A 25353-nucleotide genomic window follows, 5' to 3' on the forward strand; every position below is an offset into this window, starting at 1 on the left:
CCGCCGCCCCCGCCGCCGGCCCCGCCGCCGCCGCCCCCGCCGCCGCCGGCGCCGGTGATGGAAGCGCGCGACTTCGTGGTCTACTTCCCGTTCGATCAGTACGTCCTGACGCCGGAAGCCCAGACCGTGATCCAGGAAGCGGCCAACTACGCTTCGCACGGCAACGCCACCCGCGTGGTCGTGGTCGGTCACGCCGACACCTCCGGCTCGGCCGCCTACAACATCCGCCTGTCGGAGCGCCGCGCGAAAGCCGTCGCCGACTCGCTGGTGGGCATGGGCGTCAACGGCTCGGTCCTGTCGGTCGACTGGAAGGGTGAATCCGAACCGGCCGTCGCCACCGGCGACGGGGTGAAGGAGCCGCTCAACCGCCGCGCCTCGATCAACATCAACTTCTGATCTTGATCGCCTGAGATCGTCGCCCTCGGGCGACGTCGCGGAAGCCCGGCCGAAAGGCCGGGCTTCTTGCGTTTGGGCGGTATCCGTTGCGCCTGTTCACGTGCGGGCGCATCGTGCGCGCATGACGCGCCGATCCTTCGTCCTGGGCCTGAGCTTCGCGGTCGCGTTCGCGGTCTGCGGCGCCCGGGCCGCGCCCGCGCCCGCCACGCAGACCGCGGTGTTCGCCGGCGGCTGCTTCTGGTGCACCGAGGCCGACTTCGAGAAGATCCCAGGCGTGGTCTCGGCGGTGGCGGGCTACACCGGCGGGTCCGAACCGCGGCCGACCTACGAACAGGTGTCGAGCGAGCGCACCGGCCACGTCGAGGCGGTGAAGGTGACCTTCGACCCGAACCGGGTCTCCTACCGCGCCCTGGTCGACAAGTTCTGGCGCACCATCGATCCGACCGACGCCGGCGGCCAGTTCTGCGACCGGGGTCCGTCCTACCATACGGCCGTGTTCGTCTCGGGTCCCGACCAGCGTCGCGAGGCCGAGGCGTCGCGCGCGGTCGCCGCGACCCAGGTGAAGGGCAAGTTCGTCACCCCCGTCCGCGACGCGACGACCTTCTGGCCGGCCGAGGCCTACCACCAGGACTTCTACAAGAAGAACCCGCTGCGCTACCGCACCTACCGCGAGGGCTGCGGCCGCGACGCCCGGCTCAAGGCCGTATGGGGAGGCCGGTGACCGGATCCCGCGGCCGGCGCACGTAATCCTCGCCGACGCCCATGGCGAAGTCGCGGGTGCGCTTGCGGTCGAGCTTCACGGAGGCCGCCTCCCAGCCGCCGAACCGCGCGAAGTCGGCCGCGAACTCCGGACTCCCTGTCTCGGAGCGGCTGACCGCCAGCACGCGCCGGCCGTGCGCCGCATCCAGGGGCGCGAAGGTCTCGGCGTGGCTCTTCGGCGTGGCGGTACGCACCCAGGCGCGCAACTCCGGCCGCCCGTCACGGCCGAACCAATCTCGGCCGTAGTAGGACAGGGCGTTGAAGACGTAGCGGTTGTCCACCGCTACGGAGTCGAGGCCGCCGACCGCCTGTTCGTGTTCGGCCCGGGCCGTCACCTCGCGGGTCATGGCGTCCCAGCCGCGCACGTCCTTGAAGCTGCGGCCGAGGCCGAGCACGTCCGCCGTCGCGGGGAACACCGCCGAAACCAGGAGCAGCGCCGCCATCAGGCCCTGGATGCCCAGCGCCGCGGTCAGGGTCCGCCGGGCGTTCCAGCGCACCAGCCAGGCCGCCGTCAGCACCGAACCGGCCACGTAGGCCGCCGCCGCCCAGTTGGCGTTGGCCCGGGACAGCAGCGCCTGGATCGCGACGAAGATCAGGGGCGGCAGCGCCATGCAGACCAGCAGCCGGTCGGCCGGGGCTGAGGCCGCCTCACGGCCGCGCAGCAGCATCCAGACGCCGACCCCCAGCACCACAAAGGGCACGGGCCCGAACACGCCGAGCTGACCGCCGAGGAACTCCAGCAGTTCGATCGGGTGGAACAGGTCGCCCGCGTGCCAATTGGCGTTGTCGGCGGTGTGGGAGACGGTGGCGAAGCCGTGGTGGGCGTTCCAGACCACGTTCGGCGCGGCCACGACCGCGAAGGCGACGAGCGCCGCCAGGACGGTCTTCCAGCTCCAGGCCGCCCGCGCCTCGCGCGAGATCACGGCGTGGGCCAGCAGGCCGGCCAGGAAGTAGAGCGCGGCGTACTTCGACAGGAAGGCCAGACCCAGCGCCGCCCCCATGCCGAGCGCGGCGATCAGACGGGCCCGGTCCTCGGCTTCGGTGACCAGCCGGGCGTAGGCCCACAGCGTCAGCGACAGGAAGAACAGCAGGGAGGCGTCGGTGGAGACCAGGCCGGCCGACAGCATGACGCCCGGCATCAGGCTGTAGAGCACCGCCGACCACAGGCCGGTGCGCGCGTCGTAGAGCGTGCGGCCGACCTGGAACAGGACCAGCGCCGTGCCTGCGTGAAGAAACAGCGACGACAGCCTCACCCACGGCTCGTCGTTCCCGCCGATCCCGGTGGTGAGCGCGATCAGCCAGGCGATCATCGGCGGCTTGGAGTAGTAGCCGAAGTGCAGTTCGCGCGACCACAGCCAGTACTGCGCCTCGTCGGGAGAGAGCTCGAGCGGGGTGGTGAACAGCACGAGCAGCCGCAGCAGGGTCAGCACGCCCACAAAGGCCAGCGTGGTGCGCCACGGATCCCGCAGGATGGATGTCGAACTCATGCGCGCGCCCTCCGAACCGCGCGGGACGCTGGCCTTTCGCGCCGATCGTGTAAAGAGCGCGCCATGACCGCTTCCGAACTCCCCGTCGTCCGCTTCAAGCCCAAGGCTCACCAGCGCGCCCAGCGCGGCCATCCGTGGATCTATTCCAACGAGGTGGAGATGGACGCAGCCACCAAGGCCCTGCCGGCCGGCGCCCTGGTGCAGGTGGCGACCAGCAACGGCGAGGTGCTGGACCACGGCTGGTTCAACCCGTCGACCCTGATCTCGGTGCGGCGGCTGGAGACCGGCCCGGTCGCGCCAGGCGCGGACTTCTTCGAGGCGCGGCTGCGGGCCGCCGCCGAGCTGCGCCAGCGCCTGTTCGAGGAGCCCTGGTGGCGCTGGATCCACGCCGAGGCCGACGGCCTGCCGGGCCTGATCGTCGACCGCTTCGGCGACACGGTGGTGCTGCAGGCCAACACGGCCGGCGCCGACCGGTCGCTGGACCAGATCGTCGAGGCGATCGGCCGGGTCGCGCCTGAGGTCGCCACCATCGTGGCCCGCAACGACACCGCCTCGCGCGGGCTGGAAGGCCTGCCCCAGGAGGTCCGGGTCCTGAAGGGCGACCTCGAGGGGGCGGTGCGGGTGCGCGAGAACGGCGCGACCTACTTCGCCGACCCGCTGGAGGGCCAGAAGACCGGCTGGTTCTACGATCACCGCGCCAACCGCGCCCTGGTGCGCCAGGTGGCCAAGGGGCAGTCGGTGCTGGACCTCTACGCCTACGCCGGCGCCTTCGCGGTGCAGGCGGCGCTGGGCGGGGCCGAGCGCGTGGTCAGCGTCGACCGCTCCGAGCGCGCGCTGGAGTTCGCCGGCCGCGCCGCCGCGGCCAACGGCGTCGACGGCAAGATCGCCTTCCAGCGCGCCGACTGCTTCTCGGTGCTGGAGGCGGCCGAGCCGGGCGGCTTCGGCCTGGTGGTCGCCGACCCGCCGGCCTTCGCCAAGTCGCGCAAGGACCTGCCGCAGGCGCTGAAGGGCTACCGCAAGCTGGCCCGCCTCGCCGCGCGCGCGGTCGCGCCGGGCGGCTTCCTGTTCATCGCGTCGTGCTCCCACGCGGTCGACGCGGCCAACTTCCAGGCGGAGGTGGCCCGCGGCGTGCACGAGGCGGGGCGGCGGGGACGGATCGTCGCCCGCGGCGGCGCCGACCGGGACCACCCGGAGCACCCGCACCTGCCCGAGAGCGCCTACCTGAAGAGCCTGCTGTTCGCCCTCGTGTGACCTCGCCGCAACGGCGGGGCGCCTGAGGATCGCGGGTTATCAAACCGTCGCATTAGTGTCGGTCTGGCGTCGCACAGCAGCGCTTTAGAGACCCCCGACCACCGCGCCTTCCAAAGAAGCGCGGGGCTCGTCATCGAGAGGGGATACTCGTCATGCGTTCCAAGCTGATCTACGGCGCGGCCGCCGCCGCGCTGGCGATGGCTGCCGCCTCGGCCGCCGCCGCCCAATCCACCGGCTCTCAGGAAGTCGAAGAAGTCGTCGTCACCGCCCAGCGCGGCCAGAAGACCCTGGACGGCGTGATCGCCGCCGAAAAGGCCGCCAAGTCGCGCGCCACCGTCACTCAGGAATACCTGTCGACCCAACAGCCGGGCCAGACCGTGCTGCAGTCGCTGAACCTGATGCCGGGCGTCACCTTCACCAACAACGACGCCTACGGCGCCGCCGGCGGCGACCTGGTGATCCGCGGCTACGACGCCCAGCGCATCTCGATGAACGTCGACGGCATCCAGCTGAACGACACCGGCAACTACCAGATCTATTCCAACCAGCAGGTGGATCCGGAGCTGATCGAGCGCGCCAGCGTCAACCTCGGCACCACCGACGTCGACAGCCCGACCGCCTCGGCCACCGGCGGCACGGTCAACTACATCACCCGTAAGCCGGCCAAGGAATTCGGCGGTTTCGTCCAGCTGTCGGCCGGTGAAGACAACTACCGCCGCGGCATCATCGTGGTGGACACCGGCGAGATCGGCCCGTTCGGCGCCAGCGCCTGGTTCTCCGCCTCGAAGACCGAGTACGACAAGTTCGTCGGCCCGGGCGGCCTGGAGAAGACCCAGTACAACGGCCGCGTCTACCAGCCGCTCGGCGACAACGGCGACTTCGTCAGCCTGTCCGGCCACTGGAACGAGAACCGCAACAACTTCATCCGTCGCGTCCGCGTCGCCCAGTTCAACAACGGCGTGGTGGACCCGGACAACGACCCGACCTGCACCCTGCTGACCCCGGTCAACGGCACGGCGCAGAACGAGTCGTCGGTCTGCTCGAACTACTACAACCTGTCGATCAACCCCTCGGACACCGGCAACATCCGCGGCCAGTCGCGCTTCACCCTGGGTGAAGGCCTGGTGCTGACGGTCGACCCGACCTTCCAGTACGTGCTGGCCAACGGCGGCGGCAGCACCGCCCTGAAGGAAACCGACGCGCGTCTGCAGGGCTCGTTCTTCAACGCCGCCGCGCCGACCGCGACCGGCGTCGACCTGAACGGCGACGGCGATCTGCTCGACACCATCCGCCTCTACTCGCCGTCGAACACCAACACGCGCCGCTACAGCGTCAACACCTCGCTGATCTGGGACTTCGCCGAAGACCAGCGTCTGCGCTTCGCCTACACCTTCGACCGCGGCAATCACCGCCAGACCGGCGAATTCAGCTACCTGGACGCCAAGGGCAACCCGACCGACCCGTTCAGCGCCAAGGACGGCCACGACGCCCGCCCGGTGCTGACCCTGGACGGCGACGTGCTCCAGAAGCGCAACCGCACCTCGATCGCCACCCTGAACCAGTTCGCGGTCGAGTACGTCGGCAACTTCATGGACGACAGCCTGACGCTGAACCTCGGCGTGCGCGCGCCGTTCTTCAAGCGTGAGCTGAACAACCGCTGCTACCAGGAAGACACGTTCAACGCCTTCTGCGGCAACCTCAGCCAGGCGGAAGTCAACAGCGTGAAGGCTCCGGTGATCCCGGGCGCGCCGGCGAAGTTCACCCGCGAGTACGAGGACATCCTGCCGAACGTGGGCCTCACCTGGCGCTTCGCCGACAACCAGTCGGTCTACGCCAGCTACTCCGAGAACCTGTCGGCGCCGCGTACGGACGACCTGTACGACCGGATCCCGGCCAACCCGGATCCGGAAACCAGCCGCCAGTACGACGTCGGCTATCGCTTCCAGTCGGGCCGCGTGATGCTGTCGACCTCGGCCTTCTTCTCCGAGTTCGACAACTACATCGTCCGCGCGCTGAACACCCTGGACGGCGGCGAGACGATCACGACCAACGTCAACATCGGCTCGATCAGCCGCTGGGGCGCCGACGGCCAGCTCGGCTTCGAGCCGGTCGACGGCCTGACCTTCTACGCCTCGGCGTCGCTGCTGCGCAGCGAGATCCAGGACAACGTCCCGGGCAACGTCACCAAGGGCCGTGAAGTGCCGGAAACCCCGCACGTCCAGTTCGGGACCCGCGTCCAGTACGAGACCGGCGACTTCGTCTTCGGCGTGCAGTCGAAGTCGGTGTCGGAGCGCTGGACCAACGTCACCAACACGGAGAAGACCCAGGGCTACACCGTGTTCGACGCCGACATCCGCTACAACCTGGACAGCCTGGGCTACGAGGGCGCCTACCTGCAGCTCAACGCTCAGAACCTGTTCGACCGCCTGTACATCGGCGACATCTCGACCGACCTGAACGGCGCCCGCCAGGGCCAGCTCGGCGCCCCGCGCACCGTGTCCCTGACCCTGCGCGCCCCGTTCTAAGCGTCGCGGAACGAGCGTGACTTCGGGGGCGGTCCGGCGACGGGCCGCCCCTTTCTTCTTTTCCGCGACCGCCGGCGCGCAAGGCGGGGGTGCTCGCGGCTTGACCCCCTGCGCAGGCGTGCCTATCTGCGCGCGCTTCGCTTTCCGGAAGGGGTCGAGATGAACCGGGTCGTTCCCGCCGAATGGGCGCCGCACCGCGCGATGTGGCTGGGCTTCCCCAGCCACGCCGACCTGTGGCTGGAGAACCTGGAGCCCGCCCAGCAGGAGGTGGCCGACCTGGCCCGCGCCCTGGCGGAGTCGGGCGGCGAGCGGGTGCGCCTGATGGTCCACGGCGACGCGGCCGAGGCGGCCGCGCGCGCCCTGCTGGACGGCGTGAAAGGCGTGGAGATCGTCCGCGGCCTGTTCGGCGACATCTGGTTCCGCGACACCGGCCCGATCTTCGCCAAGGACATCGCCGGCGAGAGCGAGACCGACGCTGCGGTCGGCTTCCGCTTCAACGGCTGGGGCGGCAAGTACGAGCTGCCGCACGACGACGAGGTGGCCGGCCAGATCGCCGCCGCCGCCGGCGTCGACCTGAAGGTCAACGACTTCGTGCTGGAGGGCGGCGCGGTCGAGCACGACGGCTACGGCACCGTGCTGACCACCGACCAGTGCCTGCTCAACCCCAACCGCAACGACGGCTGGACCGAGACCCAGGCCGAAGAAGCCCTGGCCAAGGCGCTGGGCGCCAAGAAGGTGCTGTGGCTGGGCGAGGGCCTGCTGAACGACCACACCGACGGCCACGTCGACAACCTGGCGCGCTTCGTGGCGCCGGGCGTGGTGGCCTGCCCGATCGCCTGGGGCAAGGACGACCCGAACCAGGCCGTCTACGACGAGACCGCGCGCCGGCTGACGGCCATGACCGACGCCCGCGGCGTGGCCCTGAATGTGGTGCGCGTCCCCTCGCCGGGCCGCATCGTCGACGAGGACGGCAAGGTCATCCCGGCCTCGCACATGAATTTCCTGATCGCCGACAAGGCGGTCATCGTGCCGATCTACGAGGAGCGCTCCGGCGCCTTCGCCGTGGAGGCGCTGAAGAGCGTCTTCCCCGAGCGCGAGGTGATCGGCCTGTCCTCGGTCGCCATCCTGTCGGGCGGCGGCTCGTTCCACTGCATCAGCCAGCAGGAGCCGGCGTGATCGCGCCCACGCGCCTGTACCGGCCGGTCGGGGAAGCGGAGCTCGCGCTGATCGAAGCGGCGGGCTGGCGCGCCTTTCCGCCGCGGCTGGCCGAGCAGCCGATCTTCTATCCGGTGCTTAACTTCGAGTACGCCGAGCAGATCGCGCGCGACTGGAATTCCAAGCACGAGGACGCCGGGGTCGGCTACGTCGTCGAGTTCGATCTGACCGGCGATCCGACCGGGCGCTGGCCCGTTCAGATCGCCGGCGGCCGCACGCACCAGGAGCTCTGGGTGCCGGCCGAGGAACTCGACGCCTTCAACGAATTGATCGATGGAAAAATCCGGCTGAGCGCGACCTATCGCGAAGGCCGCATGGTGGGGAAAGCCGAGTGACCAGGAAGATCACCGTCGCCGCGCTGCAGTCGTCCTACGGCGCGGACATGGACGCCAACATCCGCCGCACCGCCGAGCTGGTGCGCGAGGCGGCCGGCCAGGGCGCGCAGGTGATCCTGCCCTCGGAGCTGTTCCAGGGGCCGTACTTCTGCGTCAGCCAGGAGGAGCGCTGGTTCGGCACCGCCTATCCGTGGCGCGAGCACCCGTGCGTCATCGCCATGGCCGACCTGGCCAAGGAACTGGGCGTGGCCATCCCCGTGTCGATTTTCGAGCGCGAGGGCCCGCACTACTTCAACTCGATGGTGATGCTGGACGCCGACGGCTCGGCCATGGGCGTCTACCGCAAGAGCCACATCCCCGACGGGCCGGGCTACCAGGAGAAGTACTACTTCCGCCCCGGCGACACCGGCTTCAAGGTCTGGGACACCAAGTTCGGCCGCGTCGGCGTCGGCATCTGCTGGGACCAGTGGTACCCGGAAACCGCGCGCGCGATGATGCTGCAGGGCGCCGAGGTGCTGTTCTACCCGACCGCCATCGGTTCCGAGCCGCACGACAAGGAGCTGGACACCGCCGAGCCGTGGCGTCGCGCCATGGTCGGCCACGCGGTGTCGAACGTCGTGCCGGTCGTCGGCGCCAACCGCACGGGCCATGAGGACGTCACCGCGGCGGGCCAGACCTTCTACGGCTCGTCCTTCATCGCCGATCACCGCGGCGACCTGGTCGCCGGCTTCGGTCGCGACGACCAGGGCGTGCTGACCGCCACCTTCGACCTCGACTACGTCGATCGTCACCGCGCGGCCTGGGGCTTCTTCCGCGACCGCCGCACCGACCTCTACCGCAGCCTGGTCGATCCCCGGCCGGCGTGAGGAGCTTATCCTTCTCCCCTTGCGGGAGAAGGTGGCCGGCGGAGCCGGCCGGATGAGGGGTGCAAGCACGCCGGTCTCCGGATGAGTGTCGGTTACGCGGGACGTTCGATGTCGCGCCGACACCCCTCATCCGACGCGCTCCGCGCGCCACCTTCTCCCGCAAGGGGAGAAGGGGGTTTCACCTCGCCTCAGCCTGCGCCGTGCACACCGGATTGGCGACGCCCTTGGCCCTGGCCGCGGCGACCTCCGCGCGCGCGGCCGTCAGGTCGGCCTGGAAGGCCGGGTCGGCCGTCAGCTTGTCGTAGATGGCGTCGCCCAGCTTGCGGCCGGCCTCCACGTCGCTGGGGTGGTGCAGGCCGCAGACCACGCGGCTGTCGCCGATGCGCCTTCCTTGCGCCAGCAGCTCTTCCGCCCGGTCGGGGGCGAGGTCGGCCATGACCCGCGCCCACAGCCAGCCGGCCGCCGCGTGGCCCGACGGATAGGCCGAGCTCTGGTCGACCTCGGGCGAGGTGCGCACGCAGACCGAGCCCGGCGCCTCCAGATAGGGGCGGGTCCTGAACCACTTGGTCTTGGCGACGGTCCAGGCGTCGATGGTGTCGGCCAGCGAGCGGGCGAACAGGCGCGTCAGGGCCGGGGCCTCGGCGGGCGTGACCCGTGCGCCGAGCGCGCAGTCGAACAGGGTGGGCGCAAACGCCGGGTCGAGCTCGGCGTCGGCCTGGGCCGCGGTCCAGCGCGGGGTGTCCTCCAGCGCGCGGGTCTCCAGGAAGGCGCGACGGTCGGCCTGGTCTTCGGGCGAGCCGGCGGCGGGCGGCGGCGGCAGGTCGGCCAGCACGGCGCTGGCGGTCGCGGCCGACAGATAGCCGCTCGGGGTCACGGCCGCGGGCGTGATCTGGCCGGTCACCGCCGCGCAGCCGGCGACGGCGATGCAAAGGGTCAGGACCAGGCGGATCGGCGGACGCACGGCTGAAGCATGCCGCCGACCGGGCCTCGGGTCAAAGTCAGGCGGCGGGGCAGCCCTGCGGCGGGGCCTTGGCCGCGGCCCGGGCGGCGGCCACCTCGGCGCGCGCCTTGTCCATGTCGGCCCGGAAGGCCGGCTCGGCCTGCAGGCGGGCGAACAAGGCGGTGGCGACCAGCTGGCCGGCCTGGATGTCGCTGGGGTGATGGACGCGGCAGGCGATGCGGCTGTCGCCGAAGTCCCGCCCGCGGGCGATCAGCTGACCGGCGCGGTCCGGCGCGGATTCCGCCAGCATCAGGCTGAACAGATAGCCGTTGGTCCCGTGCCCGGACGGATAGGAGGGCGAGGCCGCCACCCGCTCGCGCGGCGCCGACAGGCAGTAGGGAGCCTCCGGGTTCGGGTCGGTCTCGAACGGCCGGTCGCGCGGGTAGAGCGCCTTGGCCTTGGCCACGACCGCATCGGCGTCGACGAAGGCCCGCTCGACCGCGTTCAGCAGGGCCGGCGCGTTCTGCGGGGTCAGCTCGACGCCGACCGCGCAGCGGAAGTTGTGGGCCAGCTGCTTGAGGTCGTCGTCGGCCTTGGCCTGCTCCCAGCGCGGCGAGCCGACCGGCACGGGGGCGTAGCCGGCCTTGTCCAGCGCCTCGGCGGCCGAACCCGGGGCCGGGAAGGGGGGCAGGAAGCTGGCGGGGTCGAGCGCGCCCGCCGGCAGATAGCCGGACGGCTTCGGCGCGTTCTGGGCCAGGGCGGCGCTGGAAAGCAGCAGGGCCGCGCCGGCCACGACGAGGATGCGACGCATGGCGTTCCCTCCTAGCGGGCGGCTTCGCGGGCCTTCTCGGCCGCCTCGGCCTTCTCGCCGAACCGGCGCAGGAGGCCGGGGAAAATCTCGGCCAGGATGTCGGACTTCGCGCCCTCCATGCTGTCGCCGACCTTCGCGAACTTATCCATGAAGGCGCGGCCCTCGGGGGTGCGCATGAACCGTTCGATGTCCTTTTGGACCGCGCGCGTCATCGGCGGCGCGGGCTGGCTGGCGGTCTGGGCGGTCGCGGCCTTCAGCATGGCGACGCCCGAGGGGCTTTTCAGGAAGGTGATCCCGGCGCGGAGCTCGGCCGGCGTGAAGTCGTGGACGAATTCGCGGCCCATGATGCGCTCCAGGGCCGGACGATCGGCGGCCAGCTCCTCCTTCGCCGCTTCCATGACCATGGCCGTCCACTCCGGACGCCCGCCGATCTCGGCGAAGGCCTTGCCCAGCTCGGGCAGCTCGGCGTTCATGCCGGCCGTCATCGCGGCGTCGAGGTCGGCCGCCTCGAACAGGGTATGGGCCAGCTCGGTCCCCAGCTGCTCCATCTCGGAGGTCTGCGCCAGGGCTGACGGCGCGACCAGGCAGACGGCCGCGACGGCCACGACGGCCACGACGGCGAGGGCCCGGCCGAACGGGCGCGTGACAGCGTGCATGTGAATTCCCCCCTTGCGCCGCATGTCCCGGGGCGGCGCGCCCCGACTAGAGGCGCGAGACTAACCGGCTTTCCAGCGGCAAGTCTCGCATCTCTTCGCCCGGTTGTTCCGGGAGGCTACTTCGGCCGCGCGCCGTGCTGCTGCGCGCCCTGGGCGCGGTTGCGCTTGCTCTCGTCGCCGCCGGACTGCTTGCTCATGTGGCCGCGGTCGAAGTGGCCGCGGTCCTCTTCCTCGTCGGTGGCCAGGCGCTTGCCCATGCCGGGCTGGCTGCCCGAGCCGCCGCCCTGGCTGAAGGTCATGTCCTCGGCCGGGATGTCGTCGCCCTCCGGGATGGCGCTCACGCCCTTGCCGCCGCCGGTGGGGTAGTGGCCCTTTCCGAAGCCGCTGGTCTGCTGGGGATGCTTGCCGATCATGCCGGTGCGGCCTTCCAGGTCGCCCGCCTTGGAGTCGTCGCGGTGCTGGCCCATGCGATGGGTCTCCTCTCGGATGTCAGTCGTAACGCCGGCCCTCGGCCGGATCGCCGCGCGCGCCCAGCCAGGGATCGCCGGACTCCCGGGCCTCGTACGCGCCGCTGCGGCCCTCGGCCGGGTCGCCGCGCGGGCCGAGGTAGGGATCGCCCAGGTCGTCGATGTCGGGGGTGAAGTCGCGCCGCGTGACCCGCTGGGTCGCCCGCACGGGGCGCAGCGAGGTGTCGGTGTGCAGGTTCTCGGCCACGCCGCGCGGGCCCTTGTAGCGGGGCACGCCGCGCCGGTGGTCCAGGTTGGCGGTCATGGACGGCCCGCCCTGGGGCTCGACCCCGCCCTCGTGCGGGCCGGGGGCGACATAGGAGGAGGACGTCGCGCCCGCCTCGGTGGCCCCGACCGAGCCCAGCACGCCCGAGCGGTCGCCTTCGACCTTGTTGGTTTCGAAATGGCCCTTCTTGCCGGTGAGGTTCGGGCCGCCTTGCTCGGCCATGACGCGGGTACTCCTCCGACCGTTACGCGATCGTCGGAGGGGAAAGGGGTCACGGCCCCGGCGGTTCCTAAGGCCTCGCTTTTTCAAAAGAAAAAGGGGCCGGATCGCTCCGGCCCCTTTCGCACTTCCGACGCGTTCGGGCGTCAGGCCTTCTTGTCGAACAGCTTCTGCCAGCGGCGCTTCTCGCGGTTCTTCCAACCGCCGCGGTGGTAGGCGTCCGAACCGATCAGCGGCACCACGGTGGTGGCTTCGGCGAACACCATCTGTTCCCAGGTCACGTCGACCTTGCCCCAGGAGCAGGCCTCCTTGAGGGTCGAGGACGAGCAGGCGCCGTCGCGCACGTCGGCGACGGTGATCTGCACCGCGTACTTGTGCATGTCGGCTTCGATGCCGAGGATTTCGGCGCACACCACGGTGTCCTGGGCGAAGTTCTTCGGCACGCCGCCGCCGACCATGAACAGGCCGGTGGTGCCGGCCGCGATCTTCACGTCGGTCAGTTCGCGGAAGTCGGCCACCGCGTCGATGGTCAGGTAGGGCTTGCCTTCGGCCATGCGCTCCTTCTGGTGCTTGACCAGGCCGAAGCCGGCCGAGCTGTCCACGAACGCCGGGCAGAAGATCGGCACGCCCTCTTCATAGGCGGTCTGCACCAGGGTGCCGGTCTTCTTCGCGTTGCCGGCGGCCAGCCACTTGCCCATCTCGTAGATGAACTCGCGCGAGGAGTAGGGGCGCGGCTCGAGCAGGTTGCAGATCTCGTAGATCGTGTGGTCGACGCTCTGCAGCTCTTCTTCGTCGATGTAGGTGTCGTAGATGCGGTCGATGTACATCTCGCGCAGCTCACGGTCGTCCACCGTCGAGTCCGCCTGGTAGTGGCGGAAGCCCAGCGCTTCCAGGAAGTCCATGTCGACGATCGAGGCGCCGGTGGCGACCACCGCGTCGATCATCCCGAACTTCACCATGTCGCGGTAGACGTGCATGCAGCCGCCGGCCGAGGTCGACCCGGCCAGGATCAGCCACGGCGAGCAGTCCTTGTCCTCGATCGCCATGTTGAAGATGTCGGCCGCGCGCGCGGTGTCGCGCGAGGAGAACGACATCTTGCGCATGCTGTCGATGATCGGGCGAGCGTCGAACGAGGTCATGTCGACGTGCTCGACGGTCTTGGACAGCAGCTCCGCCTTGCGGTTGTTGTTCTGAACCGGTGCGTTCATCTCAGTGGTTTCCCAGTGGTTTGAGCGCCCGTCCTTCGTAAATCCGCGGGCCGGGACGGAGCGACCGGCGCGCGCGGAGGAAGCCCTCTATGGAACGGCCCCCGCTTTAAGCGGAGGCCGGCCGGAAGACTAACGATTTCAGGTCCCGCCCAGCTTCTTCGGCCGGTCGGGGGGCGGCTTAGCGACGACGGCGCTTCTTGCCGGCCGCGCCCTTCGGACGCGACAGACGCACCACCTTGCGCTCTTCCTCTTCGCGCTGACGCACGAGCGGGATGGCGCGCGGGGCCAGGCCGTACATCGAGGCCATCGGGCTGTCCTCGACCTCGACGGTCTCGGTGTCGCCGTAGCCGTTGAACCGGGTGTTCATGGCGACGCCGTAGGCGCCGAGCATGCCGATTTCGATGTAGTCGCCTTCGCGCACGTCGGCCGGCAGCCAGAACGGGCCCGGCATGTGGTCGATCGAGTCGCAGGTCGGACCGTAGAAGCGGAACGGCTTCAGTTCGGTCGAGGCCTCGCCGTCGCGGACGAGCTTCACCGGGAAGGGCCACTTGGAGTGCGTCGCGTCGAACAGCGAGCCGTAGGACCCGTCGTTCAGGTACAGCGCGTCGCCCTTCTTGAGGTCGACCTTGCACAGGATGGACGAGGACTCGGCCACCAGCGCGCGGCCGGGCTCGGCCCACAGCTCGGTCGTCTCCGACACCGGCATCTCGGCGAAGCCGCGATGGATGGCGTCGACGTATTCCTGCAACTCGGCCGGGTGCATGCCCGGATAGATCGACGGGAAGCCGCCGCCCACGTCGACCACGTCGGCGAACACGCCGGCGCGGACCAGGGCGCGCGAGACCTGCGCCATCGCCGCCTGGTAGGCGGACGGACGCATGCACTGCGAACCCACGTGGAAGGCCACGCCCATCAGCTCGTCGGTCGCCTGGCGGGTGGCCAGCAACAGCGACGGGGCCTGGTCCGGCGACACGCCGAACTTGCCCGACAGCGAGTAGGCCGCGCCGTCGGCGCTGACCGCCATGCGCACGATCAGGTTCAGATCCTTCGCACCGCCGGTCGCCTCGAGGATCTTCTGCAGTTCCTCATGGCAGTCGAGCGAGAAGGTCTTCACGCCGTAATCGAAGTACGCCTTGGCGATCGCCGCCCGGCTCTTCACCGGGTGCATGAACGCCAGGCGCGCTTGCGGCGCGACCGAACGCACGAGCTCGATCTCGGGGACCGAAGCCACGTCGAAGGACGTCACACCGTTGCGCCACAGGGTCTCGATGACCCACGCAGACGGGTTCGCCTTTACGGCGTAGAAAACGTCGCCTTTGAGATTAGCCTGGAACCATTTCGCCGCTTCGGCCACCGTACCCGGTCGCACGAGGGCGACAGGGCGTTCCGGAGACCGCGCTCGGACCAGGTCCAGGGGCGTATGGTGCTTTTCCACCCACGCAACCCCCAACAAGTTGTTGAACCCAGACCGGCGTTAGCAGCGTTTCGGACGTCCCGGGGTCCGCCGGAGCCGCGCGAGATAGGGTCATTTGAGCGGCGTGTAAAGTCTCCAATTGGTAAAACGCCGGGAATGGCCGAACATCGGCATGCGGCGGCTGGTCGCAACAGGTCTATCCATGGCGTTCCGCCGCCGGTGGCGGCATTGATTCGCGTTGTCATGAAAGCGTCGCGCAGCTCAGCCATTGCGGGCGCATAAGTAAGTGTGGGGGCCCGCGTGACCACGACCGCCGTGGCGTCGGTACGCGCCGTGACGAAGACGTTTGGATCGCACCGGGCGCTGGACGGCGTCTCGGTGGAGGTCCGCGCGGGCGAGATGGTGGCGCTGATCGGCCCGTCCGGGTCCGGCAAGTCGACCCTGCTGCGCGCCATCACCGGCCTGGCCCCGATCGACCGGGGCGCGGGCGCGATCGACGTGTTCGGCGTGGCCGTGCAGCGCGACGGACGGGTCAGCGGCCAGGTGCGCAAGGCGCGCGCGCGGCTCGGCTTCGTATTCCAGCAGTTCAATCTGGTCGGGCGGCTGTCGCTGTTCACCAACACCCTGCTGGGCGCGCTGCCGCGGCTTCCCTTCTGGCGCGGCCTGCTCGGCGCCTGGCCGCAGACTGAAAAGCGCCGCGCCATGGAGGCCTTGGCCCGCGTCGGCGTGGCCGACTACGCCGGCCAGCGCGCCAACACCCTCTCCGGCGGCCAGCAGCAGCGCGGCGCCATCGCCCGCGTGCTGGTCCAGGGCGCCCAGGCGATCCTGGCCGACGAGCCGGTCGCCTCGCTCGACCCCGTGTCGGCCCGCCGGGTGATGGAGCTGCTGGTCGAATTGAACCAGCGCGACGGCCTCGGCGTAATCGTCACGCTGCACCAGGTCGACTACGCCATCCGCTATTGCGACCGGGTGATCGCCCTGCAGGAGGGCAAGGTCGTCTACGACGGCCCGAGCAAGACGCTCGGCCGCGCAAAACTCATCGAGATCTACGGTCCTGAGATCGAGGACGCGTTCTGGGAGGGAGTCGCCCCATGATCCGCCGCACCGCCCTTATGGGCCTGGCCGCCCTGTCGCTGGCCCTGACCGGCTGCAATCAGGCCGAGAAGCCGGCCGCCAACGCGCCGAACGAGATCAACTTCTCCATCCTGTCGACGGAGAACTCCCAGAACCAGGAGCAGCTGTGGAAGCCGTTCCTGGCCGACATGGAGAAGCAGACCGGGCTGAAGGTGAAGCCGTTCTTCGCCTCCAACTACACCTCGCTGGTCGAGGCCATGAAATTCAACCAGGTGCAGGTGGGCTGGTTCTCCAACCAGTCGGGCCTGGAGGCGGTGCGCCGCGGCGGCGGCCAGGTGTTCGTCCGCTCGTCCGACCCGTCGGGCGTGGACGGCTATCACTCGGTGATCATCGTCAAGGCCGACAGCCCGCTGACGCTGGACGACATCACCGCCTGCGGCAAGAAGCTGACCTTCGGCCTCGGCGACGCGAAGTCCACTTCGGGCACGCTGGCGCCGATGACCTACCTGTTCCTGCCCAAGGGCATCGACCCGCAGAAGTGCTTCAAGACGGTCCGCTCGGCCAACCATGAAGCCAATCTGATGTCGGTGGCCAACGGCGTGCTGGACGCCGCCACCAACAACTCCACCCAGCTGAAGCTGCTGAAGGCGAGCCGGCCGGAGCTGGCGGCCAAGGTGAAGGTGGTGTGGACCTCGCCGACCCTGCCGGAAGACCCGATCGTCTGGCGCAAGGACCTGGATCCGGCCACCAAGGAGAAGGTCCGCTCCTTCTTCCTGACCTACGGGACCGGCACGGGCCCCGAGGCCGAGCGCCAGCGGGCCGTCCTGGCCAAGCTGTCCTTCGGGGTGTTCAAGCCGGCCGACGATTCGCACCTGCTGCCGGTGCGCGAGATGGAGGCGACCGAGGTCCTGCTGGAGGCCCGCAACTCGGGCGACGCGGCCGCCGTGGCCAAGGCCGAGAAGGCGCTGGCCGACATTATTCGCGAACGCGCCGCGCTGGAGGCCAAGACCGCCCAGGCCCCGGCCGACGCCCCCGCCCGGTAAACGAGCTTCCGATGACCGCCGCCGCCGTTCCCGCCCCGCCGAAGCGGTCCGTCTCGGACGTCGCCTTCGACGTCCTGCTCTGGGGCGGCGTCCTGGCCCTGCTGGCGGCCAGCTTCGGCCCGGCGGAGATGTACAAGCTGCCGCTGGTGATCTCGAAGTCCGAGAACATGCGCCAGTTCGCCCAGGGCTTCGCCAATCCGGACTGGAGCGACTGGCGGCTTTATGTCGGCCAGATGTGGCTGACCATCCAGATCGCGCTGTGGGGCACCTGCATCGCCGTGGTCCTGGCCGTGCCGCTGGGCCTGGCGGCGGCGCGCAACATCGCGCCCGCCTGGATCGTGCAGCCGGTGCGCCTGGCGCTGGACGTGCTGCGCTCGGTGCCCGACCTGGTGATGGGCACCATCTTCGTGGTGGCCGTGGGCCTGGGCCCGTTCGCCGGCGTCATGGCCCTGGCGCTCAACACCGGCGGGGTGCTGGGCAAGCTGTTCTCCGAGGCGGTCGAATCGATGGACCCGCGTCCGGTCGAGGGCGTGCGCGCCACCGGCGCGACGCCGCTGCACGAGATCGTCTGGGGCGTGATTCCCCAGGTCGCGCCGCTGTGGACCTCCTACGCCCTCTACCGCTTCGAATCGAACTCGCGCTCGGCCACCGTGCTGGGCCTGATCGGGGCCGGCGGCATCGGCCAGCTGCTGTTCAGCAACCTGCAGAGCTTCGAGTACGAGCGCGTGTCGGCCATCGCCATGGTCATCACGGTCGCCGTCTTCCTGATCGACCGACTGTCCCAGGCGATCCGAAAGCGACTCCTTTAGTTCGGAGCGCCGCTCGCCGACCTGTCGGGCGCTCTTCCAGCGAAATCGCGTCAAACGCGCCGGATTCCGCACCTGCGCCGGGCGCGGGCAGGTCGCGCGCGCGGCTGCCTGATAGCGTTCATCTGCGGGCGAGGTGATCGCGGGGGCGCCAGTTCCCACCGACTCTTCGGCGAACGTGGGTCGACGGGTAACGGGTCGTTGTGACCTTTACGCACCACTTTCGCTCCGGGTGCGGACTGTCATTTTTCCTTCGCACAACTGCTAAGTCGCCGTCATGCGGCCCTCGTACATCCCCGCTCGACCTGACGTGAATGGGTCGGGTGGGGATCTAAAGGACCAATGACCATGCGGAATAACCCGCTGCTCGCCGGCGCCGCTCTCGGCGTCCTCGCGGCCGTCGCCCTCGGCGCCGCCGCGCAAGCTCAAGAGCTGTCGACCGCCTGGAAGGGCGCGCCGGAATTCTCGAACGACGACGTGAAGTTCAAAGTCCGCGGCCGCATCCTGGTCGACGGCGTGTACGAAGACGTCGATCGCGAGACCGGCGTCGACTTCTCCGCCCGTCAGGTCCGCGGCCGCCAGGTGTTCCTGGGCGTCGAAGGCCAGCTGAACTCGCAGTGGGCCTACAAGATCGAAGGCGGCTGGGTGAACGGCGGCACGCCGTCGTGGGACGACGTGGTCATCGAGTACAAGCCGACCGAGCAGATCTCGCTGATGGCGGGTAACCTGAAGGTCGCCTCGCTCGAGAACCTGACCTCGACCCGCTTCACCTCGTTCATGGATCGCGGCCCGTTCGCCGACGTGACCGACGCCAGCTACACCCTGGGCGTGGTCGGCAAGTACGTCAGCAACTACAACTGGTCGGCCGCCGTGGGCGTGACCGGTGGTTCGATCAACGACGCCGACGTCGCCGCCGGCAACGGCGTGGTCGACGCTGAAGAGCGTCTGGGCGTCACCGGCCGCTTCACCTACGCGCCGATCGTCACCGACACCGACAAGCTGCACCTGGGCCTGTGGGGTCGCTACCGCGACGCCGGTTCGGAAGCCTTCACCTACCAGGCTCGCCCGAACACCAACTACGGCAACCGCTACGTCTCGACCGGCGGCTACGCCACGGCCGACACCACCTACGCCGCCGAGCTGGCCTACGTGCACAACAATTTCTCGGTGCAGGGCGAGTACGCCGTGATCAACGCCGAGGGGCTGACCGCCACCGCGACGAAGACCGCCGACGCCGAGATCAAGACCGGCTACGCTTACGTCAGCTGGTTCCCGACCGGCGAGAGCCGCAACTACGACGTGAAGAAGGCCGAGTTCGGCCGCCAGAAGGTCCTGAACCCGACCACCGCGGGCGGCGCCGGCGCCATCGAACTGCTGGCGCGCTACGACTACGCCGACCTGACCGACGCCCACAACGTCGCTCCGGCCGCCACGCCGTGGACCGGCACCCTGGCCAACGCCGGCGAGTACACCGGCGTCACCCTCGGCGCGAACTACTATCCGTTCCCGTACGTCAAGTTCGTCGCCAACTACACCGTTGGTAAGAACGACCTGCCGAACAAGACGATCACCAACGGTGTCGCCAAGAACGACGTCGACGTGAACGTCTTCCAACTGCGCGCTCAGCTGGACTTCTAATGAATTGGCGGTCCGCGGCCTTCGCCGCGGACCGTTCCTTTCCCCCTTCCGGCGGCCGGGTTAAACACCCTCGTCGCCTTGGAGAGAGACCGATGAAAAAGCTTCTCGTGGCGGCCGCCGCTGTCGCCGCCCTGACCGCCGGCGCCTCGCCGGCCTTCGCCGCCGGCCGCGACTACGTTTGGGCCGCCGGTTCGTCGACCGTGTTCCCGTTCTCCACCCGCGTGGCTGAAAACTTCGCCCGCAAGACCGGCATGAAGGCTCCGAAGGTCGAGAGCCTGGGCACCGGCGGCGGCATCAAGCTGTTCTGCTCGGGCACGGGCGCCGGCTTCCCGGACATCGCCAACGCCTCGCGTCCGATGAAGAAGTCCGAGTTCGACGCCTGCGCCGCCAAGGGCGTGAAGGACATCGTCGAGATCAAGGTCGGCTTCGACGGCATCGTGGTCGCCACCGACAAGGACGGCGCCGACTACAGCTTCAAGACCGAGCACCTGTACCTGGCCCTGGCCAAGAACGCCCTGCGCGGCGGCCAATTCCCGGCCAACCCGTACACCACCTGGGATCAGATCGGCACCGGCCTGCCGGGCAACCGCATCCTGGTGTACGGCCCGCCGCCGACCTCGGGCACCCGCGACGCCTTCGTGGAGCTGGCCCTGGAAGCCGGCGCCCGCAAGTTCCCGACCATGGACCAGATCCGTGGCGACAACGAGAAGCGCTTCAAGCAGCTGGCCGACACCATCCGTGAGGACGGCGCCTGGGTCGACGCCGGTGAAAACGACAACGCCATCGTCGGCACCCTGACCAAGACCCCGGGCTCGCTCGGCATCTTCGGGTACTCGTACCTGGAAGAGAACATGGACAAGGTGAAGGCCGCGAAGGTCAACGGCGTCGCTCCGACCGCCCAGACCATCGCCGACGGCTCCTACCCGCTGTCGCGCTCGCTCTACATCTACGTGAAGAAGGCCAACGTCGGCGTCACGCCGGGCCTGAAGGAATTCGTCGCCGAGTTCGTGTCCGACGCGGCCACCGGCCGTGGCGGCTACCTGCAGGACCGCGGTCTGATCCCGCTGCCGGCCGGCCAGCACGACGGCCAGAAGCAGGTCGCCGCCAACCTGCCGCCGATGAAGCGTCCGGCCGCCTAAGCGACCGACCCCTTCGAAGTCAGGAACGCCGCGGATCGCAAGGTCCGCGGCGTTTTCTTTTTTCCTCCCGTGCGCAGCGGGGGAGGAGAGCTCAGTCGCCGGTCCGCTTCAGCTCGGCCTCGATCTCCAGCGTGACCTCGTCGCCCACGGCGGGGATGTACGTCGTGATCCCGAAGTCCGAGCGCTTGATCCTGGCCTCGCCGGCGAAGCCCAGCGAGTAGCGCTTGTCGAGCGGATTGGTCCCGGCCTGGTTGAACTGGACGTCCACGCTCACCGGCTTGGTCACCCCGCGCAGGGTCAGGTCGCCCGTGACCTTCGCGGTCTTCGGCCCGGTCGGCTGCACCTGGGTGGAGTTGAAGGTGGCGACCGGGAACTTCTCGACGTCGAGGAACTCGGACGACTTCACGTGCTTGTCCAGCGCAGGGTTCAGCGTGCCCAGCGAGGTGGTGTCGATCGTGACGTTGATCTTGCTGGCGGCGGGGGACTTGGCGTCGAGGTGCAGCACGCCCTCGACCTTGGCGAACTGGCCGACATAGGTCGAATAGCCCAGGTGCGAGACCTTCCAGGTGATCTTGCTGTGGGCCGGATCGATCGCATAGGTCCCGGCCTGCACCTCGGCCGGGTTCTGGGTGACCGCCTGGCGGGCCGCGGCGGGACCGCCCAGCGCCAGGAGAACGGCGGCGCCGGCGGCGGCGAACTCGTGCTTGATCAACATGGACGCGTACTCCGGAACCCTCAGGAAGGGGCGGAAACGCGCCGCGGTTCCCGGCTCAGCTTTCCGGCGTGTTGGCCTTCAGCTCCGCCAGCCAGACCCGCGCGTTGCCGTCGGACGGCGCGCGCCAGTCGCCGCGCGGCGACAAGCTGCCGCCGGTCACCACCTTCGGCCCGTTCGGCATGGCCGAACGCTTGAACTGGCTGATCTGGAAGAAGCGGAACAGGAAGACCTCCAGCCACTTGCGGATCTCGGCCAGGTCGTAGGCGCGCCTGGCCTCGTCGGGCAGGCCCGGCGGCCAGGCCCCCGCCTTGGCGTCGCGGAAGGCGTGCCAGGCCAGGAAGGCGATCTTCGACGGACGCAGGCCGAAGCGGTTCACGTAGTAGAGGTTGAAGTCCTGCAGGGCGTAGGGACCGACCTTGACCTCGGTGCTCTGCATGGCGCCGGACGCGTCGGCCGGCACCAGCTCGGGCGAGATCTCCTGGGCGACGATGGCGCGCAGCACCTCGGCGGTCTCCTCGACCACCACGCCGGAGTTCGCCACCCAGCGGATCAGGTGCTGGATCAGGGTCTTCGAGACCGAGGCGTTGACGTTGTAGTGGCTCATCTGGTCGCCGACCCCGTAGGTGCACCAGCCCAGCGCCAGCTCCGACAGATCGCCGGTGCCCAGCACCAGGCCGCCGCGCTGGCTGGCGGCGCGGAACAGGTAGTCGGTGCGCAGGCCCGCCTGCACGTTCTCGAAGGTCACGTCGTGCACCGGCTCGCCCTTGGCGAACGGGTGGCCGAGGTCGGCCAGCATCCGCTCGGCGGCGGGGCGGATGTCGATCTCCTCGGCGGTGATCCCCAGCGCCCGCATCAGCTTCCAGGCGTTGGACTTGGTGCCGTCCGAGGTGCCGAAGCCGGGCATGGTGAAGCCCAGAATGTCGGTCCTCGGCCAACCCATCAGGTCGAAGGCGCGGCAGGCGACCAGCAGGGCGTGGGTCGAATCCAGCCCGCCGGAGACGCCGATCACCAGCTTCTTGGTGCTGGTGGCCTGCAGCCGCTTCATCAGCCCCTGCACCTGGATGCTGAAGGCTTCGTAGCAGTCCTTGTCCAGCCGGGCCGGGTCGTCCGGCACGTAGGGGAAGCGGTCGATCTGCCGTTTCAGCCCGAGGTCGGCGTAGGACGGCTCGAACGCGAAGGTGACGCGCCGGAACTCGGTCTCCGGATGTCCGGAGAAGGCGGCGGCGTCGTTAAAGGTGCCGTCGCGCAGGCGGTCCAGCCGGATCCGCTCCACGTCGACGTCGGCGATGGCCATCTGCGACTTGGTCGGGAAGCGCTGGGTCTCGGCCAGCAGGGCGCCCAGCTCGTGGATGGTGGCCTGGCCGTCCCAGGCCAGGTCGGTGGTGCTCTCGCCCGGACCCGAGGCCGAATAGACGTAGGCCGCGTGGCAGCGCACCGACTGCGAGGCGCACAGCAGGGCCCGCTCGTCGGCCTTGCCGATCACCACGTTCGACGCCGACAGATTGCAGAGGATCAGGGCGCCGGCCAGGGCGCCGCGGATGCTGGGCGGCGAGGGCGACCAGAAGTCCTCGCAGATCTCCACGTGGAAGACGAAGTCGCGATAGTCGCCAGCCTCGAACACCAGGTCGGCGCCGAACGGCACGGTCTGGCCGGCCAGGCGCACGCTCAGGCCCTTCAGGCCCGCGCCGGACGCGAACCAGCGCTTCTCATAATATTCGCGGTAGTTGGGCAGGAAGGTCTTGGGCACCACGCCCAGCACCCGGCCGCGGTGGATCACCACGGCGGTGTTGTAGAGCCGGCCCTCGCGCCGGACCGGCGCGCCGACCACCAGCACCGCCGCCAGCGCCTTGCTGGCCTCGCAGACCTCGGCGACCCCGGCCTCGACCGCGTCCAGCAGGGCGTCCTGCAGGTGCAGGTCGTCGATGGCGTAGGCCGACAGCCCCAGCTCCGGGAACACCATCAGGCCGCAGCCCTCGGCGTCGCCCTGGCGGGCCAGCTCGATGGTCTTGGCGGCGTTCGAGGCCGGGTCGCCGACCTCGATGCGCGGCGTGCAGGCGGCCACCCGCACGAACCCCTGACGGTGGATGGAGTAGAACTGGGACGCGTTGGAAGCCACGCAAAGACCTCGTGCGGAAACGCCGTTCGCGCACGATTTAAGCCTTAGCGCGAAGGTTTTCCATCACTGCGACCTTCCTTCTCCCCTTGCGGGAGAAGGGAAGTTAAGCCGCGTTGCGCCGCCGCAGCCGCGCCAGGCGCCGCAGACGCCGCCAGAAGCGGGTCTTCTCCGGCTCCGGATAGGGCTGCAGGTTGCGCACGAACTCTTCGGCCGAAGCGCGCCAGGAGAACTTCTCGGCGTAGGCGCGCACCGTCTTGCGGTCGCACTTCAGCGCTTCCAGGCAGGCCTCGCGCAGGTCGTCGTGGATCGCGCCGGCGCCAGAGCCCGGAATGATGTCGATCGGGCCGTGGGCCGGGAAGGCGGCCACCGGCGTGCCGGTCGCCATGGCTTCCAGGATCACCAGGCCGAAGGTGTCGGTCCAGGACGGGAAGACGAACACGTCGGCGTCGGCGAAGCAGCGGGCCAGCTCGTCGCCGAACTTGGCGCCCAGGAACACCGCCTTGGGATACTTGGCCTGCAGCTCCTCGCGGGCCGGACCGTCGCCGACCACCACCTTGGTGCCGGGCAGGTCCGTCGCCAGGAAGGTCTCGATGTTCTTCTCCACCGCCACGCGGCCGACGTTCAGCCAGATCGGGCGGGGCAGGTCCTTGTAGATCGGCTCCAGGTCCGGGCGGAACAGCTCGGTGTCGACGCCGCGCGACCAGGGCGAGACGTTGCGGAAGCCGTGCTTGACCAGCTCGTCGCGCAGCGTCGGCGTCGCGACCATCAGCCGGCCCGACGGATTGTGGAACCAGCGCATGTAGGCGTAGCCCGCCTGCACCGGCACCGGGAACCGGGCCGAGACGTATTCCGGGAACTTGGTGTGGTAGCTGGTCGTGAACGGCAGCTTCCACTCCAGGCAGATGCGCCGCGCCGCCAGGCCGATCGGGCCCTCGGTGGCGATGTGGATGCCGTCCGGCTCGAAGGTCTTGAAGCGCTCGCGGATCTCTTCGTAGGCGCCCAGCGCCAGACGGATCTCCGGATAGGTCGGGCAGGGGATGGTCTTGAACTGGTCCGGCGAGAGGACCAGCACCTCGTGCCCCATCGCGCGGCATTCGGCCACGGTGCGGGTCAAGGTGCGCACGACCCCGTTCACCTGGGGCTCCCACGCGTCCGTCGCTAACAGAATCCGCATACGCAGCTTCGACCCGACCCTTGAAGACCCAAGCCGTATAAGAGGGATTTGTGACAATTGCGAGGGATCAGGATTAACGACGCCGCGCGGTTTGCAGTCGCGCCCGGGGGGGCTATGGATCGCGCGATCATGTCAGACACCGCTTCCCTCGAACCTCGCGGTCGCGACACGCCCAAGTCGCGCCGGACCCGCGCCCGCATCCTGGACACCGCCATGCGGCTGTTCGCGGACATCGGCGTGGTCGAGGCGACCAATCCGAAGATCGCCGAGGCGGCCGAGCTGACCCGCGGGGCCATGCTCTATCACTTCCCCGACCGCGAGAGCCTGCTCGCCGCCGCCGCCGCCCACGTGCAGGCCGCGCGCGAGGTGCTGTTCCGCCAGGCCCACGCCGCCCTGCCGCGCGGGGCCGACGCCGTGGACGAGGCGATCGACGCCTACTGGCGGTTGCTGCAGACCCAGCCGTTCCGCGCTTTCATGGAGCTGGAGGCGGCCGCCCGCACCGACCCGCAGGTGGCCGACGCCATCCGCCCGGCTCAGGCCGCCTTCGACCGTTCCGGCGTCGGCGGCCCGCTGCTGGGCTTCCTGCAGGCCGGGCGGGATCCGCGCTTCCAGGCCAGCCGCGACCTGGCCCGCTTCGCCCTGGAGGGCCTGGCCCGCACCGGTCCCAGCTACGAGCGCGACGCCCGCGTCCAGGCCGTGCTGAAGGTGGTCAAGCGCGCCGCCCACATGCTCAACCGCAAGGGCGACGTCACCGACCTGTGGGATTAGGTCGCGCTCCCGCGCCCCAGCCTCATTTCTGACGCGCCCGTCCGCGACCTCGCGCTCGCGTTCGCC

24 protein-coding genes are annotated in these 25353 nt (G+C 69.6%); 13 read left to right on the forward strand and 11 right to left on the reverse strand.

Going from position 1 to position 25353, the window contains the following annotated elements:
* Positions 1–396 (forward strand): OmpA family protein (locus G3573_RS06785; RefSeq protein WP_163260328.1); only part of this gene is annotated, 396 nt, incomplete at its 5' end.
* A gap of 121 nt (positions 397–517) precedes the next feature.
* The gene (gene msrA, locus G3573_RS06790) at positions 518–1117 is read left to right on the forward strand and encodes a peptide-methionine (S)-S-oxide reductase MsrA (RefSeq protein ID WP_163260329.1); all 600 of its coding nucleotides are present in this window, start codon (positions 518–520) and stop codon (positions 1115–1117) included.
* Here msrA and G3573_RS06795 read toward each other — a convergent pair.
* Positions 1092–2642, reverse strand: coding sequence for a glycosyltransferase family 39 protein (locus G3573_RS06795; RefSeq protein WP_163260330.1), 1551 nt, complete (start codon positions 2640–2642; stop codon positions 1092–1094). The two genes, msrA and G3573_RS06795, sit on opposite strands and share 26 nt — an antisense overlap.
* A 63-nt stretch (positions 2643–2705) precedes the next feature.
* Between G3573_RS06795 and G3573_RS06800 the strand changes: the two genes are divergently transcribed.
* The 5 genes from G3573_RS06800 to aguB all read left to right on the forward strand — a co-directional run bounded on the left by G3573_RS06800 (position 2706) and on the right by aguB (position 8834).
* Complete coding sequence (locus tag G3573_RS06800; protein WP_163260331.1) at positions 2706–3893, forward strand: class I SAM-dependent rRNA methyltransferase; 1188 nt, start codon at positions 2706–2708, stop codon at positions 3891–3893.
* Positions 3894–4045: 152 nt separating this feature from the next.
* The gene (locus G3573_RS06805; protein ID WP_163260332.1) at positions 4046–6418 is read left to right on the forward strand and encodes a TonB-dependent receptor; all 2373 of its coding nucleotides are present in this window, start codon (positions 4046–4048) and stop codon (positions 6416–6418) included.
* 159 nt (positions 6419–6577) lie between these two features.
* Positions 6578–7594, forward strand: a complete 1017-nt coding sequence (locus tag G3573_RS06810) for an agmatine deiminase family protein (protein WP_163260333.1) — start codon at positions 6578–6580, stop codon at positions 7592–7594.
* Positions 7591–7968, forward strand: a complete 378-nt coding sequence (locus G3573_RS06815; RefSeq protein WP_163260334.1) for a hypothetical protein — start codon at positions 7591–7593, stop codon at positions 7966–7968. The genes G3573_RS06810 and G3573_RS06815 overlap by 4 nt, the downstream gene beginning before the upstream one ends.
* Positions 7965–8834 (forward strand): N-carbamoylputrescine amidase, encoded by an 870-nt coding sequence (gene aguB / locus G3573_RS06820; RefSeq protein ID WP_163260335.1) that lies wholly within the window; start codon positions 7965–7967, stop codon positions 8832–8834. The genes G3573_RS06815 and aguB overlap by 4 nt, the downstream gene beginning before the upstream one ends.
* 178 nt (positions 8835–9012) lie before the next feature.
* Here the strand turns inward: aguB and G3573_RS22525 are convergent, their stop codons facing one another.
* The 7 genes from G3573_RS22525 to G3573_RS06855 all read right to left on the reverse strand — a co-directional run bounded on the left by G3573_RS22525 (position 9013) and on the right by G3573_RS06855 (position 14835).
* On the reverse strand, positions 9013–9795 hold the full coding sequence (locus G3573_RS22525; protein WP_163260336.1) for a phosphatase PAP2 family protein: 783 nt from the start codon (positions 9793–9795) through the stop codon (positions 9013–9015).
* Positions 9796–9832: 37 nt separating this feature from the next.
* Entirely contained in the window at positions 9833–10585 is a 753-nt protein-coding gene (locus G3573_RS06830; protein WP_163260337.1) for a phosphatase PAP2 family protein, read from the reverse strand.
* A gap of 11 nt (positions 10586–10596) precedes the next feature.
* On the reverse strand, positions 10597–11241 hold the full coding sequence (locus G3573_RS06835; protein WP_163260338.1) for a hypothetical protein: 645 nt from the start codon (positions 11239–11241) through the stop codon (positions 10597–10599).
* Between the two features lie 116 nt (positions 11242–11357).
* On the reverse strand, positions 11358–11708 hold the full coding sequence (locus tag G3573_RS06840) for a hypothetical protein (protein WP_163260339.1): 351 nt from the start codon (positions 11706–11708) through the stop codon (positions 11358–11360).
* 22 nt (positions 11709–11730) lie between these two features.
* Positions 11731–12195 carry a hypothetical protein gene (locus G3573_RS06845; RefSeq protein WP_163260340.1) on the reverse strand — a complete coding sequence of 155 codons (465 nt, stop codon included), beginning with the start codon at positions 12193–12195 and terminating at the stop codon, positions 11731–11733.
* Positions 12196–12338: 143 nt separating this feature from the next.
* Positions 12339–13400 (reverse strand): deoxyhypusine synthase, encoded by a 1062-nt coding sequence (locus G3573_RS06850; protein ID WP_163260341.1) that lies wholly within the window; start codon positions 13398–13400, stop codon positions 12339–12341.
* Between the two features lie 178 nt (positions 13401–13578).
* The gene (locus G3573_RS06855) at positions 13579–14835 is read right to left on the reverse strand and encodes a type III PLP-dependent enzyme (protein WP_163260342.1); all 1257 of its coding nucleotides are present in this window, start codon (positions 14833–14835) and stop codon (positions 13579–13581) included.
* Positions 14836–15114: 279 nt separating this feature from the next.
* On the opposite strand from G3573_RS06855, the gene phnC reads away from it, so the two are divergent.
* The 5 genes from phnC to G3573_RS06880 all read left to right on the forward strand — a co-directional run bounded on the left by phnC (position 15115) and on the right by G3573_RS06880 (position 20514).
* A complete protein-coding gene (gene phnC / locus G3573_RS06860; RefSeq protein WP_163260343.1) occupies positions 15115–15909 on the forward strand; it encodes a phosphonate ABC transporter ATP-binding protein in 795 nt (264 codons plus the stop codon).
* Positions 15906–16931: a phosphate/phosphite/phosphonate ABC transporter substrate-binding protein gene (phnD, locus tag G3573_RS06865; protein ID WP_163260344.1), complete on the forward strand. Its 1026-nt coding sequence runs from the start codon at positions 15906–15908 to the stop codon at positions 16929–16931. The genes phnC and phnD overlap by 4 nt, the downstream gene beginning before the upstream one ends.
* 11 nt (positions 16932–16942) lie before the next feature.
* Positions 16943–17740, forward strand: coding sequence for a phosphonate ABC transporter, permease protein PhnE (gene phnE / locus G3573_RS06870; protein ID WP_163260345.1), 798 nt, complete (start codon positions 16943–16945; stop codon positions 17738–17740).
* Positions 17741–18079: 339 nt separating this feature from the next.
* On the forward strand, positions 18080–19375 hold the full coding sequence (locus tag G3573_RS06875) for a porin (RefSeq protein ID WP_240454553.1): 1296 nt from the start codon (positions 18080–18082) through the stop codon (positions 19373–19375).
* A 92-nt stretch (positions 19376–19467) separates the two neighbouring features.
* Positions 19468–20514, forward strand: coding sequence for a substrate-binding domain-containing protein (locus tag G3573_RS06880; RefSeq protein WP_163260346.1), 1047 nt, complete (start codon positions 19468–19470; stop codon positions 20512–20514).
* Between the two features lie 91 nt (positions 20515–20605).
* Here the strand turns inward: G3573_RS06880 and G3573_RS06885 are convergent, their stop codons facing one another.
* From G3573_RS06885 to G3573_RS06895, 3 genes are all read right to left on the reverse strand, one after another.
* Entirely contained in the window at positions 20606–21229 is a 624-nt protein-coding gene (locus G3573_RS06885; protein WP_163260347.1) for a YceI family protein, read from the reverse strand.
* Between the two features lie 55 nt (positions 21230–21284).
* Positions 21285–23345 (reverse strand): NAD(+) synthase, encoded by a 2061-nt coding sequence (locus tag G3573_RS06890; protein WP_163260348.1) that lies wholly within the window; start codon positions 23343–23345, stop codon positions 21285–21287.
* 103 nt (positions 23346–23448) lie between these two features.
* On the reverse strand, positions 23449–24519 hold the full coding sequence (locus tag G3573_RS06895; RefSeq protein WP_163260349.1) for a glycosyltransferase family 1 protein: 1071 nt from the start codon (positions 24517–24519) through the stop codon (positions 23449–23451).
* Positions 24520–24648: 129 nt separating this feature from the next.
* On the opposite strand from G3573_RS06895, the gene G3573_RS06900 reads away from it, so the two are divergent.
* Positions 24649–25287: a TetR family transcriptional regulator gene (locus tag G3573_RS06900; RefSeq protein WP_240454554.1), complete on the forward strand. Its 639-nt coding sequence runs from the start codon at positions 24649–24651 to the stop codon at positions 25285–25287.
* Positions 25288–25353: the final 66 nt, after the last annotated feature.

The sequence above is a fragment of the Caulobacter sp. 17J65-9 genome, assembly GCF_010975005.1.
GTDB lineage: Bacteria > Pseudomonadota > Alphaproteobacteria > Caulobacterales > Caulobacteraceae > 17J80-11.

Coding starts and splice junctions, on each gene's coding strand:
- G3573_RS06830 (WP_163260337.1), bottom strand. CDS start 10,585: ATGCGTCGCATCCTCGTCGTGGCCGGCGCGGCCCTGCTGCTTTCCAGC.
- G3573_RS06810 (WP_163260333.1), top strand. CDS start 6,578: ATGAACCGGGTCGTTCCCGCCGAATGGGCGCCGCACCGCGCGATGTGG.
- G3573_RS06805 (WP_163260332.1), top strand. CDS start 4,046: ATGCGTTCCAAGCTGATCTACGGCGCGGCCGCCGCCGCGCTGGCGATG.
- G3573_RS06850 (WP_163260341.1), bottom strand. CDS start 13,400: ATGAACGCACCGGTTCAGAACAACAACCGCAAGGCGGAGCTGCTGTCC.
- G3573_RS06900 (WP_240454554.1), top strand. CDS start 24,649: ATGTCAGACACCGCTTCCCTCGAACCTCGCGGTCGCGACACGCCCAAG.
- G3573_RS06880 (WP_163260346.1), top strand. CDS start 19,468: ATGAAAAAGCTTCTCGTGGCGGCCGCCGCTGTCGCCGCCCTGACCGCC.
- msrA (WP_163260329.1), top strand. CDS start 518: ATGACGCGCCGATCCTTCGTCCTGGGCCTGAGCTTCGCGGTCGCGTTC.
- G3573_RS06895 (WP_163260349.1), bottom strand. CDS start 24,519: ATGCGGATTCTGTTAGCGACGGACGCGTGGGAGCCCCAGGTGAACGGG.
- G3573_RS06845 (WP_163260340.1), bottom strand. CDS start 12,195: ATGGCCGAGCAAGGCGGCCCGAACCTCACCGGCAAGAAGGGCCATTTC.
- G3573_RS06875 (WP_240454553.1), top strand. CDS start 18,080: ATGACCATGCGGAATAACCCGCTGCTCGCCGGCGCCGCTCTCGGCGTC.
- G3573_RS06835 (WP_163260338.1), bottom strand. CDS start 11,241: ATGCACGCTGTCACGCGCCCGTTCGGCCGGGCCCTCGCCGTCGTGGCC.
- G3573_RS06885 (WP_163260347.1), bottom strand. CDS start 21,229: ATGTTGATCAAGCACGAGTTCGCCGCCGCCGGCGCCGCCGTTCTCCTG.
- G3573_RS06795 (WP_163260330.1), bottom strand. CDS start 2,642: ATGAGTTCGACATCCATCCTGCGGGATCCGTGGCGCACCACGCTGGCC.
- G3573_RS06840 (WP_163260339.1), bottom strand. CDS start 11,708: ATGGGCCAGCACCGCGACGACTCCAAGGCGGGCGACCTGGAAGGCCGC.
- phnE (WP_163260345.1), top strand. CDS start 16,943: ATGACCGCCGCCGCCGTTCCCGCCCCGCCGAAGCGGTCCGTCTCGGAC.
- phnD (WP_163260344.1), top strand. CDS start 15,906: ATGATCCGCCGCACCGCCCTTATGGGCCTGGCCGCCCTGTCGCTGGCC.
- G3573_RS06800 (WP_163260331.1), top strand. CDS start 2,706: ATGACCGCTTCCGAACTCCCCGTCGTCCGCTTCAAGCCCAAGGCTCAC.